The following is an 18926-nucleotide window of genomic DNA, read 5'->3' as shown; positions in this document are numbered from 1 at the left end:
CCTGCCGGTGTGCGTGGGTGTACCGAAATCCTGCGGGCCTGGTCCGGGGCGTCCGGCGGGCAGGCCGAACAAGCGTCCAGCTCCCCGATACGGGGTGCCCAAGAAGAACAAAACGGGTACCACGGGGCACCCCGGAGCCAAGCAAGCAGCTTAAACGCCAAGCTAGCGCGGGACGCGCATCTCCACCTCGGTGCCCTGTCCCGGGACCGAGACGTACTCGACCGTGCCCCCGAGGTCGCGCACACGCCCCAGGATGGACTGGGACACGCCGAGGCGGCCGTCCGCGCGCGCCTCCTCCAGCCGGCCCGGCGGGATCCCAGGCCCCTCGTCGCGCACGGACACGGTCACCGCGTCGTCCTCGTCCTCCAGTAGGACCCAGGCGCGGGTGCCGTCGGGGCAGTGGCCGGCCACGTTGTCCAGGGCCGCGAGAACCGCGGCGGAGAGCTCGTCGGCCGTGTGGGCGGGCAGGAGCACGGGGGTCGCCGGGGCGGAGACCGACACGCGGGACGACTCGACCCGGCGGACCGGCTCGCGCAGGTCCACGGGTCCGCCGTCGAATCCGTGTCCGGGTCCGCCGCCCGCGGGGCCGGTCGGCGCACCGGTGGCGCGCAGGGCCTGCCCCGCCTGGGCGACGGCCCGCCTCGCCGCCCCGGATGCGCCCGGCGCCGCCTTCCCGTCCGCCCGGGAGGCCCGCTCGGCGTCGGCGCCGGACGGCCCCTCGTGCGCGATCCCGTCGGAGAGCCCGTCGGCGAAGAGCGCGCGCAGCCGCACCTCCTGCTCGCCCGCCATCCGGCCCAGCTCGGCGGCCTCGCCTCCGGCCTCGGCCCCGCGCCGGCTGACGAGGGCGAGCACCTGGAGCACCGAGTCGTGGATCGACCGGGCCAGCTGCTCACGCTCGCGGATGCGGGCCTCCAGGGAGACGGCCTGGGCGAAGCGCTCCTCGGCCCGTCCCGCGACCCGGGCCATGTACCCGACGACCAGCGCCGCCAGCAGCAGGAGCACGACCCCGCGTGCGGTGGCCTCGGTGATGGCGGCGCCCATGACGACGCGCAGTGTGAGGTCGGCGAATCCGTAGAGGAGGGCGATGATCGCGGCGCCGCGCCGGCCCCAGATGACGGCGGCGGCGAGCGCCGCGCCCGCGAACCAGTAGCCGCTCAGGGGCGGGGCCTGGGTGAGGTAGAAGGGCGTGACGGCGAGAGCCGTCGCGAAGAGGCAGGAGAACGCCACGGCCAGGTCGGCGGTGAGCAGGCGCCACGTGCGGTGCTCGGGGCGCGCGTAGCCGTAGGTCGTGACCGCGGTCCACACGGCCATGACCGCCAGGACCGTCCACGCCTGCCAGGGGCCGGACAGGGACTCGTGGTTCCGGACGAGCAGGACCAGGGAGTAGACCAGGGTCGCGGCGCGGAAGACGGCGAACGCGCGCCAGAGGGGGACGTCGAAACCCAGCGGTCAGACCACCGCCCCGTTGTCCGGCCCGTTGTCTCCGGGCGGCCGGGAGTCGGTCATGCGCAGGATCAGCACGACAAAGCTGGCGAGGAACGCCACCACCGCGAGGAACATCATCCAGTTCGGCAGGGCGATGCCGGCGAACGCCGCGCCGAACACCAGCACGGGGCCGCCCAGCAGGCCGAACCAGGCGGCGATGCCGACCCGGTCGCCCTTGAGCAGGGGCGGCGGGGGCGGGGGCTCGTAGTGGCCCTCCAGTTCGCCCTCGGCCCTGCGCCGCGCGTCCTCGTCGTCCTCGTCGTCCAGCCCGGTGGCGTCCACGAGGCCCCCGGCGAGCAGGTCGCCGTCGGAGGCGCCCGCTCCCCCGGCGCCGCCGTCGTCGCGCCGGTCGGAGTCGCTGAGGTTCTCGGAGTCCGGCCAGGCCACACGGCTGGTCGTGTCGGAGGCGTCCTCGTCGTAGAAGCGCGCCACCAGGTCGTTCCACACCTCGTCCTCGTCGGCGGACTGGGCCGGCGCGGCTTCGGGGTCGGCGTTGGCGAGCGGCCCGTCGAGCAGGTCCCCGCCCACGGGGCCGTCGGCCTGGGCGTCGTGGACGGCCGCCTCGCCCTCGGCGCCGTCCGTCTCGGGCCGGGCGTCGCCGTGCGGAGCGAGCAGGTCGGGGTCGGAGCGTCCCAGGTCGGGCAGTTCGGCGCCCAGGACCCGTTCGGCGGCGGCCCGCTCCTCGGCGTCCACGTACAGGTGGTCGGTGGGCGGGTCGTCGACCTCGCCGCCGGGGGGTTCGAGGACGTCCTCGTCCAGGGGGACCGCGTAGGCGGCGATCCCGCTGCGGCGCAGCGCCTCCAGCATGGCGTCGGCGTCCGACGGTGCGAGCAGGATGAGGGGCACGTAGGCGTCGGCGAGCAGGCCGTTACCCCGACGTTGTGTCATCGGTCGGCTCCTTCCCCGCTTCTCCGGTGCTCCCGCACGAAGGCGAGGCTTCCGTCGAAGATGGTGGCGGCGTCATGGTCGAGGGTCGCCACGTGGTAGCTGTCGTGCAGCAGGTGGATCGTCAGCCGGGTGTTGACCGCTCTACTAGCGAGGATACGCAGACTCCGGGGTCCGACAACGTGGTCCTGGGGGCTCCGGTAGGCCAGAACAGGCGCTCGCAAACCGGACATGCCCTCCTGAACCTCGCGCCACAGCTTCGGGAGTGTCGCGGCGGCCGCGGTGGGGACGCGGTCGTACCCGCCCTCGGTCGTGTCGTCCTTGGACACGTCGCTGGACAGCCCCGGTGTGGAGGGCATGATCCGCGCGGCGAGCCGTCGGACCGGCGCGATGAACGGCAGCCTCACGTCCTCCAGGACGAGGGACGGGTTGACCAGCACGACCCCGCGCACGAGGCCGGGGTGCTCCTGGGCCAGGCGCAGGGCGAGGGCTCCGCCCATGGACAGTCCCATGACGTAGACCTCCTCGCAGCGCGCGGCCAGGTCCAGGAGGGCCCGTTCGACCTCGGCGAACCAGTCGTCGGCGGTGGTGAGGTTCATGTCCTGCCAGACGGTTCCGTGTCCGGGCAGGAGGGGGATCTCCACGCTGTACCCCGCCGCGGCGAGGTGCTCGCCCCAGGGGCGCATCGAGTGCGGCGAACCGGTGAATCCGTGACAGAGCAGTACGCCGACCTCCGACCCGCGGTGGCTGAAGGGCTCCGCACCGGGGATGAGGGGTACGGTGTCGGTCGGTCTCACGGAGCGGCTCCAGGGGATCGTGCGGTGCGCGTCGGTGCGGGCTTCTGCGGTGCTGGCGTCGGCCGTGGACCGGGCCCGCGGGACGGCCCGGGCCCTGGCTCCAGCCGTGAGGCTAGCCGCTCGGAGAAGTGTTTGTCATGGGTGCACACTAACGCCCCGGCCTCCGGCCGCGAGAGGGGCGTAGCGCGCCGCGGGGGCCGACTGAGTATCCTCGTCTGGGTCGGGTCGGGAGCCCGTTTGGGGGCGCTTTGGCAGTTGCGCCCGCACGATGGGAGGATGGCGCACGTCAGGCGGTGGCTCCACCGCCCTCCTCGGGCGCGCACCCTCCTGGCAATGTCGGACGAGCGGGACAGTGAATCGTGGCAGGCCCTGCCCAGTCCTCCCCGCGTGTGCAGGGGTGAGCTGAGCGATGTTCTACTGGGTGGTCAAGGCGATTCTGGGCCCGGTCCTGGCCGTGCTGTGGCAGCCGCGCGCCGAGGGTGTGGAGAACGTGCCGCGCCGCGGTCCGGCCATCATGGTCAGCAACCACCTCTCCTTCTCGGACCACTTCTTCGGTCCGCTGCCGCTGCCGCGCAAAATCACGTTCCTGGCCAAGTCCGAGTACTTCACCGGCACCGGTGTCAAGGGCCTGCTGAGCCGGGCGTTCTTCACCGGCGTGGGGCAGATCCCGATCGACAGGTCCGGCGGCAAGGCGAGCGAGGCGGCGCTGCGCACCGGTCTGCGCGTCCTCAAGCGCGGCGACCTGCTGGGCATCTACCCGGAGGGCACCCGCTCCCCGGACGGCAAGCTGTACCGCGGCCGTACCGGTGTGGCGCGCCTGGCGCTGGAGTCCAAGGCGCCGGTGGTGCCGATGGCGATGATCAACCTGGAGAAGATCATGCCTCCCGGGCGCACGGTCCCCAAGCTGGGTGTGCGGCCCAAGGTCAAGTTCGGCAAGCCGCTGGACTTCTCGCGCTACGAGGGCATGGAGACGGACCCGCGCGTGCTGCGGGCGGTCACCGACGAGATCATGTACGCGCTGATGGAGCTGTCGGGCCAGGAGTACGTCGACCGCTACGCGCAGTCGATCAAGGCGGAGCTGGAGGCCGAGGCCAAGGAGGCGCGGCGCGAGCAGCACGCCGATGACAAGGACCGCCGCCGTGCGGAGCGCGACCGCCGCAAGGAGGAGCGCCGGGCCCGCAGGGAGGAGAAGCGGGCCGCGCGCGGCGAGGGCGGCGGCGACGCGAAGGAGTAGTCCCCCCGTGACATGAGGGCGGGCCCCGGTGACTCCACCGGGGCCCGCCCTTCTCCGTGGGTCCCCGGCGCCGGCGGCGTTCCGGGGGCGCCGCGGGTACACGCTCTCCGGGCACCCGCGGCGTTCCCGCAACCCGCGCCGGAGCGGAGGCACGAAGACCGCGCAGTCCGGGCGCCCGCGGGGTGACGGGGCGGGGCGCCCGGTGCGTCAGTGGCGGGCGAGGTCTCCGGCGCCGACGATCCCGGCCTCCCCGCCCAGCTCGGCCAGGCGCACCTCGGCGAGGCGGCGGCCGGGGCGGCCCGACACGTGTCGGGCGAAGGAGGCGCGGACCGGGTCCAGCAGGATCGACCCGGCGTCGGAGACACCGCCGCCCAGGACGAAGCACTCCGGGTCGAGGATGGCGGCCAGGTCGGCCAGGCCGAGCCCGGCCCACTCGCCGACGATCCCGAAGCACTCCAGCGCGGCCTGGTCGCCCTCCAGCGCCGCCTGGGTGATGACGTGCCCCTCCACCTGCTCGACGACGCCGTCGGCGAGTTTGAGCATGCGCTCGGCCGCCTGGGGGTCGGTGCGTGCCCGGTCCTGCCCCTCGGCGACCAGGGCGCGGCCGCTGGCGTACTGCTCCCAGCAGCCGTGGTTGCCGCAGGCGCAGCGGCGCCCGTGCGGGACCATGCGGTAGTGGCCGACCTCGGCCGCCACACCGAAGCGGCCCCGGTGCAGGGCGCCGCCCATGACCAGGCCGCCGCCGATGCCGGTGCCCAGGGTGACGCAGACGATGTGGTCGCTGCCGCGCCCCGCTCCGAACCGGGCCTCCGCCCAGGCCGCGGCGTTGGCGTCGTTCTCGATCACCACCGGCATGCCGACCCGCTCCTGGACGCGCTCCTTGAGCGGTTCGTCGCGCAGCCCCAGGTTGACGGCGACCTGGACGGTCGCGCGGTCCTCGTCGACGAATCCGGCCACGCCGACGCCGACGGCCAGGACGGACCCGGCCTCCTGCCGGCCGCACAGCTCGGCCACGGCCTTGCCGACGACGTCGGCCAGGCCCCCGGGGTCGTTGGCGGGGGTGGGGTACTTGACCTTGTCGAGGATCTGCCCGTCGTGGTCGACGACACCGGCGGCGACCTTGGTCCCGCCGATGTCTACGCCGATGGTCAGCATGGGGGCAGCTCCTTCGTACTTACGCCCGAACTCTGACATAAGTCTCAAGGTTCATGGCAGAGGGTTTTCAAATGGTGTAAACCATTCGATTAAACCAGGCTGGGGGCGACCCCGGACACCCCCGGAGCGAAACCCACCCGGCTATCCCTGATCACCCGCTGCGACCTGCTTGTCCGGACCGTCCGCGGCCTTCGGGGCCCCGCCGACGGCCGGGGGCGCGGAGGGGGCGGACGGCGGGACGGGACCGGACCCCTGCACGTCCCCAGGATCTGCGGCCGAGTCGGCCCTGCTCTGCTCGAGGGAGCGCTCGACCACGCCCCAGGTGCGGCCCAACGCGTCGAAGGCGGCCAGCCCCGCGCGCCCCAGGTGTCCGGCGACCTCGGGGGCGGACCTGCGCACGATGTCGAGGACCTCCTCCAGCGGGGGCCGCTCGTCCCTGCTCTCCAGCCGGATCGCCTCCTCCCACACGTCGCCCTTGGCCGGAGGCGGGGACGTGACCGCGCCGACCCCGCGCTTCACCCCGGCCACCAGAAGCCTGCGCTGGAGGGTGTCGACCAGTCTCAGCGCGTCGTCGATGAGGTCCGGGGCGTCCCCCCTTCCCGCACCCGAACCGCCGTCGCGACCGGTGTTGTCCGCCATGTCCGCTTCCTCTCCTCGCGCCACGTTCTGGCTTCACGGTAACCGGCCGCGGGGGCACAAGGCAGGCTTCTCAGGGCAGGCTCAGGGATCAACCAGGGATGAGCGGGGGTGCCCCCCGCGTTGTCCCGGGGAGGAACGACGACGGCATCGAGAGGGATGAACGACCACATATGACGCATATGGCACAGAGTTAACGTGATGTGCGCAAAGGCCATGGCGGGCGTATAGTCTCGCGTGCGTACGCGAGGCCGGTGGAACAACCATCCTGACCTGCGCACTTCCGGATCTCCCCGAGGGCGTCACGCGCCGCCGGACCGGACGCGCCCGCGTGCACACGACTCTTCGGGGGCTCGGACCCCGCACGCCGACGGCAGGGGGACAGCACGCTGAACAGCGCGTTCACTCCCTGCCACGCGTCGACTCCGGATCACCGTTGGATACCGAACGGCAACACGTTCTACTCATGAGTAGCCTCCTGTTGTTACGGTCGTCACGTCCCCACATATCCAGAACCCGTACACGTCCAGGAGCACCACGTGCGCGAATACAGCTCTCCCGCGAAGGCTGAGATCTCCGACGACGCGCGGCTGACCGACACGCTCTACGCGCGCGCGGCCGGCCAGCCGAACGCCGTCGCCGCCCGTCGGCAGGAGTCCGGCCAGTGGCGCGACGTCACCGTCGCGGAGCTGCACGGCGACATCGCCGCGTACGCCAAGGCCTTGATCGCCGCGGGCGTCGAGCACGGAGACCGCGTCGCCCTGATGTCGCGCACCCGCTACGAGTGGACCGTCGTCGACTACGCGATCTGGTCCGTCGGCGGGGTGACCGTGCCGATCTACGAGACCTCCTCCGCCGAGCAGATCGAGTGGATCCTCTCCGACTCCGCCGCCAAGGCCGTCTTCGTGGAGACCGACGCCCACGCCGAGCGCGTCGAGTCGATCCGCGCCAAGGCCCCCGGGCTCGGCCCGGTCTGGCGCTTCGACGACCCCGAGTTCGCCGAGCTCCGCTCCAGCGGCGCCGAGGTCGCCGACGAGGCGCTGGAGAAGCGTCGCACCGCCGTCAAGGTCGACGACATCGCCACCCTCATCTACACCTCGGGCACCACCGGTCGCCCGAAGGGCTGCGAGCTCACCCACCGCAACTTCCTCTTCATCGCCCACAACGCCCTCGAGGGCCCGGCGAAGCAGGTCCTGCGCGGCAAGGAGAACCCCTCCACCCTCCTCTTCCTGCCCCTGGCCCACGTCTTCGCCCGTTTCGTGCAGGTGATGGTCGTCGAGGGCAAGGCGACCCTCGGCCACTTCCCGTCCACCGGGCCGGAGCTGATCGAGCAGTTCTCCGTGTTCCGGCCGACCTTCCTCCTCGCGGTCCCCCGCGTGTTCGAGAAGGTCTACACCAAGGCCGAGCAGAAGGCGGCGGCCGAGGGCAAGGGCAAGATCTTCAACGCCGCCGCCGAGACCGCCATCGCCTACAGCAAGGCGCTCACCACCGGGCAGATCCCCCTCTCCCTCAAGCTCAAGCACAAGCTGTTCAGCAAGCTGGTCTACGGCAAGCTGCTCGCCGCGCTGGGCGGCAACGCCGACTACGCGGTCTCCGGCGGATCCGCGCTGGGCGCCCGCCTCGGCCACTTCTTCAGGGGCGTCGGCTTCACCATCATCGAGGGCTACGGCCTCACCGAGACGACCGCCCCGACGACGGTGAACAGCCCCGAGTTCAACAAGATCGGCACCGTGGGCCAGCCCCTGCCGGGCACCACCGTCAAGATCGCCGACGACGGCGAGATCCTCCTCAAGGGCGACCACATCATGGTCGGGTACTGGCAGAACGAGAAGGCCACCAAGGAGGCCTTCACCGAGGACGGCTTCTACCGCACCGGCGACCTCGGCACCCTGGACGAGGACGGCTTCCTGAGCGTCACCGGCCGCAAGAAGGAGATCATCGTGACGGCGGGCGGCAAGAACGTCGCCCCGGCCGTCCTGGAGGACCGCATCCGCGCCCACGCCCTGGTCAGCCAGTGCATGGTGGTCGGCGACAACCGCAAGTTCATCGCCGCGCTGATCACGATCGACCCGGATTCGTTCGCGCAGTGGAAGGAAGCGAACAACAAGACCGGTGAGATCGCGGACCTGACCCTGGACCCGGACCTCAACGCCGTCGTGCAGGAGGCCGTGGACAGCGCCAACAACGCGGTGTCCAAGGCCGAGGGCATCAAGAAGTTCAAGATCCTGCCCAGCGACTTCACCGAGGAGAGCGGCCAGATGACCGCCTCCCTGAAGGTCAAGCGGCACGTGGTCAGCAAGCAGTGGAGCAAGGAGATCGACGGCATCTACGACGTCTGACCGCCGCTGTTCCCGAGGGGGGCGGGGGCCCAAAGGCGACCGGCCCCCTCCGTGTGTGCCCCTCCCCGCGTTCGGCGTCCGGGCCGAGCGCCGCCACCCGTGCTCCGGCGCTCCCCGGGCGCGACGTCGGCCGTCCCGGTCTGGCCGTGGCCGCCGCTGTCGCCGTGGCACGCCCTCCGGGACCGCCCCCCGGCGCCGCGACGGGGAACCGGCCCGACGGCTCCCGAGGTCTCACGGGCGCACTGGGGCCGCCCCGCCGGGCGGAGGCGCGGCGCCGCTGCCTCGACCCGCCCCACCGCACGGGGAGGGGGGGAACACGACGGACCCGGCCGCAGTGCGGCCGGGTCCGTCGATCAGGAGGCGATCCTAGTGGGCGGACTCCTTCTCACCCTCCGGTGCGGAGTGGTGGAGGTGGTGGCCGCTGTGCGCCTCGACACCGTCGATGGACACGTTGTCCTTGGTGTACCAGTGCGCCAAGGAGCGGCGGAGCTTGCCCATGCCCTTGCGGGACTTGGGGTTCTCCACGCCCTTGTCGTCGACGTCCGCGTCGTCCGCGAGAGCCGTCGAGGTGATGAGCGGCTTGCTCTCCAGCACCTCGGTGGTCTCGTCGGAGTTGCGCTTGTGGACCTCGATGAACTCACCGCTGGGGAGCTGCTGGATGATGCCGCTCTCGTAGCCGTGTTCCAGGGTGTCGCGGTCCCTGCGCTGGAGGCCCAGGCAGATCCGCTTGGTGACGATGAACGCCACGACCGGCCCGACGAAGACCAGCGTACGGAAGATGTACGTGGTCAGGTACAGGTCGATCGAGAAGGTCTCCGACAGGATGTCGTTGGACCCGGCGAGCCAGAGCACACCGTAGGCGGTGATGCCCGCGACGCCCAGGGCGGTGCGGACCGGCGCGTTGCGCGGACGGTCGGCCACGTTGTGGACGCCCTTGTCCCCGGTGATCCACTGCTCCACGAACGGCCATGCGCCCGGCAGGACGAAGAGCATGCCCATGACTCCGAGCCCCGGGACGAGTACCGCGACCGGCACCGCGTAACCGAAGATGTTGAAGTCGAAGGTGTTCGGGAAGATGCGCAGCGAACCCTCCAGGAAGCCCATGTACCAGTCGGGCTGGAGCCCGGAGGTGATGGACGTCGGGGTGAAGGGCCCGAACAGGTGGATCGGGTTGATCTGCACGAACGCGCTCAGACCGGCGATCACGGCGAACGTGAAGAAGAAGAACCCGCCGGCCTTGACCGCGAACGCGGGGAACATGGGTGTTCCCACGACGGTCTTCTCTGTTCGCCCGATACCCGGGTACTGCGTGTGCTTCTGGTGCCACAGGATCATGAAGTGCGCCACGATCAGGGCCAGCAGCACCGCGGGGATCGCCAGCACGTGCAGCATGTACAGCCGCGTGATGATGTCCTCGCCGGGGAACTCCCCGCCGAAGAGGAACATCGAGACGTACGTGCCCACCAGCGGCAGCGCGAGGATCACACCCTGGAGGATCCGCACGCCCATGCCCGAGGGCAGGTCGTCCGGCAGGGAGTAGCCGAAGAGGCCCTCGATGATCGACAGCGCGAAGATCGCGATACCGATCAGCCAGTTGATCTCGCGCGGCTTGCGGAACGCACCGGTGAAGAACACGCGGAGCATGTGCACCACGATCGCCGCCAGGAAGATCAGGGCGGCCCAGTGGTGGATCTGCCGGACGAGGAAACCGCCACGCACATCGAAGTCGATGAACAGCGTGGAGGCGTACGCCTCCGACATGGGAACGCCCTGGAGGCGCTCGTAGGAGCCGTCGTAGACGACCTCCAGCATGCTCGGCTTGAACCAGAGCGTGAGGAAGACGCCGGTGACGAGCAGGATGATGAACGAGTACAGCGCGATCTCGCCCAGCATGAAGGACCAGTGGTTCGGGAAGACCTTGCGAAGGTTCTTCTCACCGGTCTTGGCCAGGTGGAAGCGGTCGTCGATGAAGTTTCCGACGCCGCGCAGCGCCTTGGGTGCTTGCGTGGTCTTACTCATCGACTAGTCCTTCGCATAATCCCAGAACGTCGGACCGGTCGGCTCCGTGAAGTCGCCGGTCGCGATGAGGTAGCCCTCATCGTCGACGCTGATGGGAAGCTGCGGCAGAGCGCGGTGCGCCGGTCCGAAGACGACCTTGGCAGCGTCCGCAGCGTCGAACGTTGACTGGTGGCACGGGCACAGGATGCGGTGCGTCGTGCGCTCGTACAGGGCTGCGGGGCAGCCCACGTGGGTGCAGATCTTGGAGTACGCGATGATCCCGTTGTGCGTCCAGTTCAGACGCGTCTCATCGGTGCCCTCGATCGCCTCGGTCATGCCCTCCTTCCAGTCGTCCTCCGGGATCTTGATCAACAGGATCACGGACTTCGCCTGGTCGGTGAGGCTCATGCCGTGCGGGTGGTGGCCGTCGTCGATCGCGGGCAGGGCGGAGATCATCCCGTACGGGTCGTTCTCCAGGTCCTCCGCGCGGATCTCGCGGTGGGTGCCCTCGACGAACATGCGCATCCCGGGTTCCCACGGGGTGTGCTTCAGCTTGTCCCCGGGCAGCGGGCCGGTGTCGCGCAGCAGCACGATCGGGGCCAGGCCCAGGGGCACCATCGCGAGGATGAGCGTGCGCCGCATCAGCGGGCGCTTGGTGAAGCCGCTCTCGTCGGCGCTCTTCATGAAGAAGTCGCTGAAGGAGCCCTTCTCCTGCTCGTTCGACGGCAGTTCGTCGTAGGGCGAGTGCACCTCGTAGTGGGGCATCACCTTGCGCGCCCAGACCGTCATCCCCGCGCCGATACCGAACATGGCGACGGTGAGCGTGCCACCGAGCAGCATGTTCGAGTACTGGCCGATCTGCGGGTCGGCGATCGCCGGCTCGCCCGCCGCGTTCGGCGGGAACAGGAAGTAGGAGACCAGGAAGCCGATACCGCCCAGGAAGGCGATGATGAACCAGACGGACGCGACCTTCTCGCCGCGGCGCTGGACCTCCTCGGAGTGCCCGTGGGTCTCCGACGCGCGGTAGGGGCCGGCGTGCTCCTCGGGAGCCTCCGCGGAGGCCTCGGACACCACCTGCTCCTCCGCTGCGGCCTTCGGGGTACCGACCACGCGCTCAGGCGTGTGGGCCCCGGCCTCGTTGTTGTCGTTGTTGTCGTTCTCAGTCATGTGCACGCTGCTTCGCGGTGATCCAGATCGCGCAGGCGACGATCAGGGCCAGGCCGACGACCCAACCGATGAAGCCCTCGGCGACCTGACCGATGCGGTCGAGGTCGAAGACGCCACCGGCGTTCGGCTCCGCCTGGAGGGTCTTCACGTAGGAGATGAGCTCGTGCTTCTCCTCGGGAGTGATGGCGCCGTCGCTGAACATCGGCATGGCTCCGGGACCGCTGACCATGGCCTCGTAGATCTCGCGCGGGGACGCGTCGTGGATCTCGGGGGCCCAGCGGCCGTCGGTGAGGGCACCGCCGGCACCGGACCAGCTGTGGCAGTGCGCACAGTTGGTCAGGTAGAGCTTCATGCCCAGGTCGGTGTCCTCGGCGCCCTCGATGTAGGAGTCGTACTCGGACTCCCACTCCTCGACGGCGGCCTCGAACGCTGCCTCGTCCTCGAAGTCCGCGCGGTTGGGCTCGGAGTCCGGGACGTCGTAGGGGACCTCGGCACCGTTCTCGCCCTCCCTGATCTCCGCGTTGTAGTACGCGATCAGGTTGGCCAGGTCCTGTTCGGACATGACCATGGGCTTGCGGGGCATCTGGGTGTTCGGGTCCATGGACGGCATGCGCCCGGTGCTGACCTGGAAGTCGATGGCCGCGGGACCGACGTCGCGGAGGTCGGGACCGTTGGTCACGTTCCCCTCAGCGTCGTAGCTGCCACTCCCGTCATAGTTGTGGCAGCTCGCACACGTCTGGTCGAAGACGGTCTTGCCCTCGGCGATGTCCACGTCATCCGGTGACGGGACGTCAGCGGCGAGAGTCTGCGCCTGGGCCTGGTCCGCGGTGGGTGCCAACGCGGCATATCCCACCCCGAACAGGGCTAGCGCGAGGATGACGACGACATACCCCGCAAGGGGATGCCGTCGCCGCGCGGTAATCCATTTCACGGTTTCCCCGTTTCGGGTTACTGGATGAAGTAGATGGTGAAGAACAAAGCGACCCAGACGACGTCGACGAAGTGCCAGTAGTAGGACACGACGATCGCGCTGGTTGCCTGCTGGTGGGTGAAGCGCTTCGCGGCGTACGTGCGTCCCAGCATGATGAGGAACGCGACCAGCCCACCGATGACGTGGAGTCCGTGGAAGCCCGTGGTCAGGTAGAACATCGACCCGTAGGCGTTCGACTGAAGAGTCAGGCCCTCGTGGGCGATGAGCTCGTAGTACTCATAGGCCTGTCCCAGGATGAAGAACAGACCCATGAAGAACGTCAGGAAGAACCACATGCGCAGCTTCTTGACGTCGCCGCGCTCTGCGGCCCAGACGCCGGCCTGCGCGGTGAAGCTCGAAGCCACGAGGACCACGGTGATGGTCGTCGCCCACGGAACGTTCAGGTGGGTCGCCGGCCATGCCCCCAGGTCGGGGTTTCCATTGGTCACCGATCGGATGGTGAAGTACATCGCGAACAGCGCAGCGAAGAACATGAGCTCATTGGCCAACCACACGATGGTGCCAACGCTCACCAGGTCAGGACGCTTTGCCGCACCATGTGCTGGTGTCGGTGCTGTTTTTGGGTTCGCGGTTGCTGTCGCCACGGGAGCATTATTACGGCATCTCGCGGACGTCCGTACTCGACCCCCCGTAAGGAGGCGGTTCAGTCCCGGTATGGACCGTCTCGGACCGCGCCCGCGAACCTCGGGCCGTGACTCGGGCGTTACTGTAGCGGCTCGGGCACCCCGAGTCCGCATCCGACGCGCCGCAGGGGGCGAAAAAGCGCGATCCAGGGCGGCTGAGGCGATTCGTACCCCTCTTCTCGGCACGCCAACCCACCCGAGCCAACGCCCAGGTATCGAAACGATCACTGTTGGACAACGCCGCGCCCGGGGCGGGTGAACGAACCCCTTCGAGGTACTGGCATCCTGTGGTGTCGAAGGTCTCAGCCGCCGGAACGACTCCAGCAGTCTTCTGGGCAGCGGGGCCACGAGGCAATACAGTCATAGGCATACAGCCAACGAACGCCTCGGCCGCACCCCCCACGGCGGCGGCCGCGGACAGACGCGATGGGACGGTTGCGCGATGGTGGTCAGCGGTACGGACACGGGCGCCAGGATGCGCGTGCTGGTCTACAGCGACAACGCCGACACCCGTGAACAGGTCCGGCTGGCGATCGGCCGCCGCCCGGCCGCGGACGTCCCCCGGGTGGAGTTCGTCGAGTGCGCGACCGCACCCGTCGTCATCCGCAAGCTGGAGGACAACGACCCGGCGGCGGCGATCGACGTGGCCGTCTTCGACGGCGAGGCGTCCCCCGTCGGCGGGATGGGCCTGTGCCGCCAGGTCAAGGACGAGATCTACCGCTGCCCGCCGGTGCTGCTCCTGGTGGGCCGGCGCGACGACGGCTGGCTCGCGACCTGGTCGCAGGCCGAGCAGGTCGTCAGCCACCCCATCGACCCCGTCGCGCTCGCGGAGTCCCTGGCCGAGCTGATGCGCCAGCGGGTCGCGGCCCTGAGCGGGTGAGCCGGGTGGGAGACGGAGACCGGGTGGACGACGACGGCGAGAGGGACATGCGCCGCCGCCTCGTGGTGGGCGGGTCCCTCAACCACGGCGCCGACATCGGGCGATGGCGCGGCCACGCCCTGTCCCCGCTCCGGGGAGCCTGAGGGCGGTCCGCCCGTCGTCCGCCGCCGCCCGCGAGGGCCGGCGACGCGGAGGACGGGCCACCGCTCCGGCGCCGGGCGCCGCGCACCGGGGACCGCTCCGCCGCGCGCCGCCGCCCCGGGTCCCTACGCCCGTTTCTCACCGTGGAGTCGCCTGAATGAACGCCCCCGCCTCACCCGATCCCGCCTCCGAACCGTCGGCCGTCACCGAGCGGACCTGGTCGAACCTGATCACCGCCCTGCTCGGCGGTGTCACCCTCAGCAGCACCGACACCGCCTGGGCGATGAACGAGATCATGTCCGGGTCGGCGACCGACGCCCAGATCGCCGGGTTCGCCATCGCGCTGCGCGCCAAGGGCGAGAGCGTGTCCGAGGTGACCGGTCTGGCCCAGGGCATGCTCGACAACGCGGTGCGCGTGAGCGTGTCCGGCCCGACCCTGGACATCGTCGGCACCGGCGGCGACCGGGCGCACACCGTGAACGTGTCCACGATGGCGGCGATCGTGGCCTCCGCCGCCGGTGCGCGCGTGGTCAAGCACGGCAACCGGGCCGCGTCCTCCTCCTGCGGCACCGCCGACGTCCTGGAGCGGCTGGGCGTCGTCCTGGACCTGCCCCCGGAGCTGACGGCACGGGTGGCGGAGGAGGCGGGCATCACCTTCTGCTTCGCCCCGCTGTTCCACCCGTCCCTGCGCTTCGCCGCCAAGCCGCGCCGCGAGCTGGCCGTGCCGACGGTGTTCAACTTCCTCGGCCCGCTGACCAACCCCGCACAGCCGACCGCCTCGGCCATCGGGGTGTTCGACGAGCGCATGTGCGAGGTGATCGCCGGGGTGTTCGCGCGCCGCGGCGCCTCCGCCCTGGTGTTCCGGGGCGACGACGGCCTCGACGAGCTGACCACGACGACCACGTCCACGGTGTGGGTGGTGCGCGACGGCGGAGCCCGCCGGGAGAACCTGGACCCCGCCGACCTGGGCATCGCCAGGTCGAGTGCCGAGGACCTGCGCGGAGGGGACGTGGGGTTCAACGCCCAGGCGGTGCGCGACCTCCTCGCCGGACGCCCGGGACCGGTGCGCGACGCGGTGCTGCTCAACGCGGGCGCGGCACTGGCCGCCGTGGACGGCGTGGAGGGACCGCTCCTGGACGCCGTGCGCGACGGGTACGAGCGCGCCGTCGCCGCCGTGGACTCCGGCGCCGCCGAGCGCGTCCTGGAGAACTGGGTGGAGATCAGCCAGGGCCACGCCAAGGCGGTCTGAGGGCGCGGACACGCTGTCGGCGCCCGGTCCGCCGCGGGTGTGACGGGCGGGGGCGGTCGCCGGGTACGGCGACCGCCCCGCGCTCTCAGCGGCCGGGCCGGCTCCTCACCCGAAGCGGCGCACGAAGCGCCGCTGCCACGGGGTCTCCACGGCGCGCGGCGAGTAGTGCTCCCGGACGTAGGCGACCGCCTCCCGTGCGGGCACCCCGTCCATGACGGCGAGGCAGGCCAGCGCGGTGCCGGTCCTGCCCCGGCCTCCCGAGCAGGCGACCTCGACCCGTTCGGCGCGGGACCGGTCCAGGACCTCCGCCAGGGCTTCGCGGAGGTCGGCGGGGTCGGACGGGAGCCCGAAGTCCCTCCAGCGCACCCAGCGGGCCTCCCAGGGCACCGGGGGCGGTTCGTGTCCGAGCAGGTGGAGGGCGTAGGAGGGGTCGGGGCCCTCCGGCCGCGGGTGGCGCAGACCGCGGCCGCGGACGAGCACGCCCGAGGGGAGCCGGAGCACGCCGGGCTCGGAGGGGTCCCGGTACACGGCCATCCGCGTCTACCAGCCGATCGCGAAGGCCGACTCCAGGTCGTGCTTGGAGTAGGTCTGGAAGGAGATGTGGGTGTCGGACGACAGGACCCCGGGGACCTTGTTCACCCGCCCCGGGATCACCTCCGCCAGGTTCTCGTGCCGGCGCACGCGCACCACGGCGATGAGGTCGACGCCCCCGGTGACCGAGTAGACCTCGCTCACGCCGTCGATCTCCGCGATCGCCTCGGCGACCTCGGGGATGCGGTTGACGTCGGCCTTGATCATGACGATCGCGGTGATCACTGTGCCTCCAGGGCGGTTGGCCGCGGGACGGCGGGCCCGGTCGCGCCGGGCACCCCTAGTAGACGTCGGAAAGCCGCGTCCCGGAGCGCCATCGCAGCCGGTAGACCACCAGTCCCGCGATCACCCCGGCGATGAACCCGTACACGTGCGCCGCGTAGGCGACTCCGCTCCCGGCACCGGGGGTGTTCGATGTGGTGACGTAGAGAAGATACTGAAGCACGAAGTAGCTGCCCACCAGGGCCCACCCCGGCAGGCGCATCGGGATCACCACGAACACCAGCGTGGTGACCCTGCTGCGGAACTGCACGACGAGGTAGGCGCCGAGCACGCCGGAGATCGCGCCGGAGGCGCCCACCATGGGCACCGCGGCCCCGGGGTCGACCAGGGCGAAGCCGAAGGCGGCCGCCAGACCGGTGACCACGTACAGGAGCAGGAAGCGGATCCGTCCGATCCGGTCCTCGACGACGGGGCCGAACACGAACAGGTAGACCATGTTGCCCAACAGGTGCATGGCGCCGGCGTGCACGAACATCGAGCTGAACACCGAGAACCACACGGGCTTGCCGTCCACCGCCCCGCACTCGGGCACCACGTGCGGGGCCTGGTCGACCTGGCCGAGGATCTCGGCGGGCACCGCCCCCCAGCGCATGAAGTAGTCCTGGATGGCGCAGAAGCGGCCCAGCATGTCCACGGGGTACCAGACGGCCGTCGCCGCCTGGGGGGACACCAGGTAGACGAGGACGTTGACCGCGATCAGCGTGTACGCGACGAGGGGGGCTCGGCGGACGGGGTAGTCGTCATTGAGCGGAAGCGCGGCCATGCGCCCAGTGTGTCATCTCCGTGTGCGCCTCGGCGCTTCGCAACGGGCATGTCCAGTCGCCATCGACGTCGACGAGTCGCGTCGCGGGGTCGGCGAGCCAGTCCAGGACGAGCTCGGTCTCGGCGGGCAGGGCGCGGGGGCTCGGCCCGTGCCCCGCCGGAACGTACTCGGCGGTGGCCACGAGCGAGGCCAGGAACGCGGCGGGGTCGGTCCCCGGGCGCAGGACCGCGCTCGCCGCGAGGCGCCCGTGGCGGACAACGCAGGTCTCCCAGCCCAGGGCAGAGCGCCGGGAGGCGACCAGGTGGGGCACGGCGGCGATGGCCGACAGCCGTTGCGCCCGCCGGGCACCGCGCAGGAACGCGGCGAGCCGGTCGCGCAGGGTGGCCGCCTCCTCGTAGCGCAGGGCGGCGGCGAGCTCGGCGATGCGCCCGGTGTGCGCGTCGACGACGGCCGCGGGGTCGCCGGTCATGGCCGTCCGCGCGGCGTCGGCGTGGACTGTGTAGGTGTCGTGCGTCTCGGTGCCGTCGCACGGGGCTCCGCAGCGCCCCAGCTGCGCCAGGACGCACGGCTCGATCCTCCTGGTCGCCGAGAACGTGTGCGTGCACTGCCGCAGCGGGAACGCGTGGAGCAGGGCCTCCTTGGCCTGTTCGGCGTCCCGGGACGAGGCGTAGGGGCCGATGTAGGGGGCGCCGTCGTCCTTGACCACGCGCACCACGGACAGGCGGGGGTAGGCGTCCGTGGTGAGCTTGACCCAGGAGGCGCGCTCGGGGTTGCGGGAGCGCCTGTTGTAGGGCGGCTTGCGCTCGGCGATGATCCGGAGCTCGCGGACGGACGCCTCCAGCTCCGTGGTGCACTCGATGGGGGTGACGCCCTCGACCACCGCCGCCATCTCACGGATGCGCTGGCGGCTCTCCGCCGCGGTGAAGTAGGAGCGGACCCGGCGCCGCAGGTTGCCGCTCTTGCCCACGTAGAGGCTGGCCCCGCGCGCGTCGGTGAACACGTACACCCCCGGGCCGTCGGGCAGGCCCTCCGCCAGGTGCCGTTTGGCCTGCTGGGCGCGGCTGGGGGGCTTGTTGACGGCGCGCAGCTCCTCCAGGCTCGACACCCCCATAGGGCCGAGGCGCTCGATCAGTCCGTGCAGGACCCCGACGGTGGCGCGGGCGTCGTCGAGGGCGCGGTGGTTGGGGGTGACGGGGACGCCGAAGAACGCGGCGAGGGTCGCGAGCCGGTGGTTGCGGGTCTCCCCCCGGGGCAGGAGCGCCCGCGCCAGGCGCAGGGTGTCCACCACCGGGTACCCGGGCCAGTCCACACCGTGGCGCTCGCACGCCGCCTTCAGGAAGCCGGTGTCGAAGGGGGCGTTGTGGGCGACCAGGACGGTGTCCGGCTCCGCGTCGAGGAAGGCCAGGACCTCGGGCAGCACCTCCTCCATGGGAGGGGCGGTGGCCACCATCGACTGGGTGATCCCGGTCAGCAGGGTGATGTTGGCCGGGATGAGCACACCGGGGTCGACCAGGGTGCCGAACTCCCCGAGGACCTCTCCCCCGCGCACCCTGACCGCGCCGACCTCCGTGACCCGTGCCTTGGTCGCGCTGGTCCCGGTGGTCTCCAGGTCGAGCACGACGAACGTCGTCGCGGCCAACGGCGTGCCGAGGTCGCTGATGCTCGTTTGGACGCCGACGGGCGTCGCGGACTGTCCAACCACGCGGTCAG

The 18926-nt window shown here is 71.0% G+C and carries 18 protein-coding genes; 5 read left to right on the top strand and 13 right to left on the bottom strand.

Going from position 1 to position 18926, the window contains the following annotated elements:
* Positions 1–162 precede the first annotated feature (162 nt).
* The 3 genes from macS to Q8791_RS24570 are packed head-to-tail and all read right to left on the bottom strand — an operon-like array spanning position 163 to position 3167.
* Positions 163–1446, bottom strand: coding sequence for a MacS family sensor histidine kinase (macS, locus tag Q8791_RS24580; protein ID WP_330094168.1), 1284 nt, complete (start codon positions 1444–1446; stop codon positions 163–165).
* Positions 1447–1449: 3 nt separating this feature from the next.
* Entirely contained in the window at positions 1450–2373 is a 924-nt protein-coding gene (locus tag Q8791_RS24575) for a hypothetical protein (protein WP_330094159.1), read from the bottom strand.
* Entirely contained in the window at positions 2370–3167 is a 798-nt protein-coding gene (locus Q8791_RS24570) for an alpha/beta hydrolase (protein ID WP_330094158.1), read from the bottom strand. Before Q8791_RS24570 ends, Q8791_RS24575 begins: the two co-directional genes overlap by 4 nt.
* 409 nt (positions 3168–3576) lie before the next feature.
* On the opposite strand from Q8791_RS24570, the gene Q8791_RS24565 reads away from it, so the two are divergent.
* Complete coding sequence (locus tag Q8791_RS24565; RefSeq protein WP_330094157.1) at positions 3577–4401, top strand: lysophospholipid acyltransferase family protein; 825 nt, start codon at positions 3577–3579, stop codon at positions 4399–4401.
* Positions 4402–4608: 207 nt separating this feature from the next.
* Here Q8791_RS24565 and Q8791_RS24560 read toward each other — a convergent pair whose 3' ends face one another.
* Positions 4609–5556, bottom strand: coding sequence for an ROK family glucokinase (locus Q8791_RS24560; RefSeq protein WP_330094156.1), 948 nt, complete (start codon positions 5554–5556; stop codon positions 4609–4611).
* Positions 5557–5697: 141 nt separating this feature from the next.
* On the bottom strand, positions 5698–6195 hold the full coding sequence (locus Q8791_RS24555) for a hypothetical protein (protein WP_330094155.1): 498 nt from the start codon (positions 6193–6195) through the stop codon (positions 5698–5700).
* A 536-nt stretch (positions 6196–6731) separates the two neighbouring features.
* On the opposite strand from Q8791_RS24555, the gene Q8791_RS24550 reads away from it, so the two are divergent.
* Positions 6732–8531: an AMP-dependent synthetase/ligase gene (locus Q8791_RS24550; RefSeq protein ID WP_330094154.1), complete on the top strand. Its 1800-nt coding sequence runs from the start codon at positions 6732–6734 to the stop codon at positions 8529–8531.
* 366 nt (positions 8532–8897) lie between these two features.
* Here the strand turns inward: Q8791_RS24550 and qcrB are convergent, their stop codons facing one another.
* From qcrB to ctaE, 4 genes are read right to left on the bottom strand one after another with little or no spacing between them, the layout of a single operon-like run.
* Positions 8898–10550: a cytochrome bc1 complex cytochrome b subunit gene (gene qcrB, locus Q8791_RS24545; protein ID WP_330094153.1), complete on the bottom strand. Its 1653-nt coding sequence runs from the start codon at positions 10548–10550 to the stop codon at positions 8898–8900.
* A 3-nt stretch (positions 10551–10553) separates the two neighbouring features.
* Positions 10554–11696, bottom strand: a complete 1143-nt coding sequence (gene qcrA / locus Q8791_RS24540) for a cytochrome bc1 complex Rieske iron-sulfur subunit (protein WP_330094152.1) — start codon at positions 11694–11696, stop codon at positions 10554–10556.
* Entirely contained in the window at positions 11689–12627 is a 939-nt protein-coding gene (qcrC, locus tag Q8791_RS24535) for a cytochrome bc1 complex diheme cytochrome c subunit (RefSeq protein ID WP_456238158.1), read from the bottom strand. The genes qcrA and qcrC overlap by 8 nt, the downstream gene beginning before the upstream one ends.
* Positions 12628–12644: 17 nt before the next feature.
* The gene (ctaE, locus tag Q8791_RS24530) at positions 12645–13271 is read right to left on the bottom strand and encodes an aa3-type cytochrome oxidase subunit III (protein ID WP_456238157.1); all 627 of its coding nucleotides are present in this window, start codon (positions 13269–13271) and stop codon (positions 12645–12647) included.
* A 481-nt stretch (positions 13272–13752) separates the two neighbouring features.
* Between ctaE and Q8791_RS24525 the strand changes: the two genes are divergently transcribed.
* From Q8791_RS24525 to trpD, 3 genes are all read left to right on the top strand, one after another.
* Positions 13753–14190, top strand: coding sequence for a hypothetical protein (locus tag Q8791_RS24525; protein WP_330094150.1), 438 nt, complete (start codon positions 13753–13755; stop codon positions 14188–14190).
* Positions 14191–14195: 5 nt separating this feature from the next.
* On the top strand, positions 14196–14333 hold the full coding sequence (locus Q8791_RS24520; RefSeq protein WP_330094149.1) for a hypothetical protein: 138 nt from the start codon (positions 14196–14198) through the stop codon (positions 14331–14333).
* Positions 14334–14488: 155 nt separating this feature from the next.
* The gene (trpD, locus tag Q8791_RS24515; RefSeq protein WP_330094148.1) at positions 14489–15580 is read left to right on the top strand and encodes an anthranilate phosphoribosyltransferase; all 1092 of its coding nucleotides are present in this window, start codon (positions 14489–14491) and stop codon (positions 15578–15580) included.
* 105 nt (positions 15581–15685) lie between these two features.
* Here trpD and Q8791_RS24510 read toward each other — a convergent pair whose 3' ends face one another.
* Genes Q8791_RS24510 through Q8791_RS24495 form a run of 4 tightly spaced genes read right to left on the bottom strand, consistent with a single transcriptional unit; the run spans position 15686 to position 18918 of the window.
* Positions 15686–16114 (bottom strand): protein-tyrosine phosphatase family protein, encoded by a 429-nt coding sequence (locus Q8791_RS24510; RefSeq protein WP_330094147.1) that lies wholly within the window; start codon positions 16112–16114, stop codon positions 15686–15688.
* A 6-nt stretch (positions 16115–16120) separates the two neighbouring features.
* The gene (locus tag Q8791_RS24505; protein WP_330094146.1) at positions 16121–16396 is read right to left on the bottom strand and encodes an Lrp/AsnC family transcriptional regulator; all 276 of its coding nucleotides are present in this window, start codon (positions 16394–16396) and stop codon (positions 16121–16123) included.
* 55 nt (positions 16397–16451) lie between these two features.
* On the bottom strand, positions 16452–17216 hold the full coding sequence (locus Q8791_RS24500; RefSeq protein ID WP_330094145.1) for a rhomboid family intramembrane serine protease: 765 nt from the start codon (positions 17214–17216) through the stop codon (positions 16452–16454).
* Positions 17194–18918, bottom strand: coding sequence for a DEDD exonuclease domain-containing protein (locus Q8791_RS24495; RefSeq protein WP_330094144.1), 1725 nt, complete (start codon positions 18916–18918; stop codon positions 17194–17196). Before Q8791_RS24495 ends, Q8791_RS24500 begins: the two co-directional genes overlap by 23 nt.
* Positions 18919–18926: the final 8 nt, after the last annotated feature.

Source organism: Nocardiopsis codii, from assembly GCF_036327455.1.
Taxonomy (GTDB): Bacteria; Actinomycetota; Actinomycetes; order Streptosporangiales; family Streptosporangiaceae; genus Nocardiopsis; species Nocardiopsis codii.
This window is presented reverse-complemented; position numbering and strand designations above follow the sequence as displayed.

Coding starts and splice junctions, on each gene's coding strand:
- Q8791_RS24575 (WP_330094159.1), bottom strand. CDS start 2,373: ATGACACAACGTCGGGGTAACGGCCTGCTCGCCGACGCCTACGTGCCC.
- Q8791_RS24565 (WP_330094157.1), top strand. CDS start 3,577: ATGTTCTACTGGGTGGTCAAGGCGATTCTGGGCCCGGTCCTGGCCGTG.
- Q8791_RS24560 (WP_330094156.1), bottom strand. CDS start 5,556: ATGCTGACCATCGGCGTAGACATCGGCGGGACCAAGGTCGCCGCCGGT.
- Q8791_RS24555 (WP_330094155.1), bottom strand. CDS start 6,195: ATGGCGGACAACACCGGTCGCGACGGCGGTTCGGGTGCGGGAAGGGGG.
- qcrB (WP_330094153.1), bottom strand. CDS start 10,550: ATGAGTAAGACCACGCAAGCACCCAAGGCGCTGCGCGGCGTCGGAAAC.
- qcrA (WP_330094152.1), bottom strand. CDS start 11,696: ATGACTGAGAACGACAACAACGACAACAACGAGGCCGGGGCCCACACG.
- Q8791_RS24525 (WP_330094150.1), top strand. CDS start 13,753: ATGGTGGTCAGCGGTACGGACACGGGCGCCAGGATGCGCGTGCTGGTC.
- trpD (WP_330094148.1), top strand. CDS start 14,489: ATGAACGCCCCCGCCTCACCCGATCCCGCCTCCGAACCGTCGGCCGTC.
- Q8791_RS24510 (WP_330094147.1), bottom strand. CDS start 16,114: ATGGCCGTGTACCGGGACCCCTCCGAGCCCGGCGTGCTCCGGCTCCCC.
- Q8791_RS24500 (WP_330094145.1), bottom strand. CDS start 17,216: ATGGCCGCGCTTCCGCTCAATGACGACTACCCCGTCCGCCGAGCCCCC.